Here is a 561-nt window from a genome sequence, read left to right on the forward strand (position 1 = left end):
CAAGGTAATAGCTCACAGTTAGCGGCAGACGGTTACGATTTGGTGCCGGCGGCGTAGGATCAGCCGGATCCTCCGGTGTCGTCGTCTTAACCGTATTCGAACTGTAAGTTACACCGTTAATCGTATTGATATAGGTGTTCGCAAAGGTGCCGACAGCTATCCGTTTCATCTGAATGTAGCTTTCCGCTTGGAAACTAGAATCCAGCGAAACCGAACGCAAGAAGCTTTCCTGGAATCTGATGACAATGAGCCCCTCAGCTTCATTGACGTCTGCCGTCGTATAACCGGTCACATCCGTTCCCGCTGCGATCACAGTCCCATCCTTGAGGGTGATGTCAGACTTGGCGTAAACCTTATACTGTCCGGTATACTGATCTCCTGTCTGGTCATAGTCATCATAGAAGTTATACTCAAACAGCTCATCCGAGCGGTTGCTCGGAATGATCCCACCGATCAGACGGTAGTTGAAGACTTGGTTGAGCGCTACGCTCTGACCGTCAAGGTTATTGGTATCGGCTGGATCTAAAGTCAGGGTCACATCCTTCTTAGGATCCACCTTAG

1 protein-coding gene is annotated in these 561 nt (G+C 49.7%); it reads right to left on the reverse strand.

Going from position 1 to position 561, the window contains the following annotated elements; genetic code table 11:
• The coding region (locus AC4HAL_RS11000) for an LPXTG cell wall anchor domain-containing protein (protein WP_491094189.1) at positions 1-561 on the reverse strand (561 nt) is incomplete at both ends.

The sequence above is a fragment of the Streptococcus sp. ELY_125 genome (assembly GCF_058314535.1).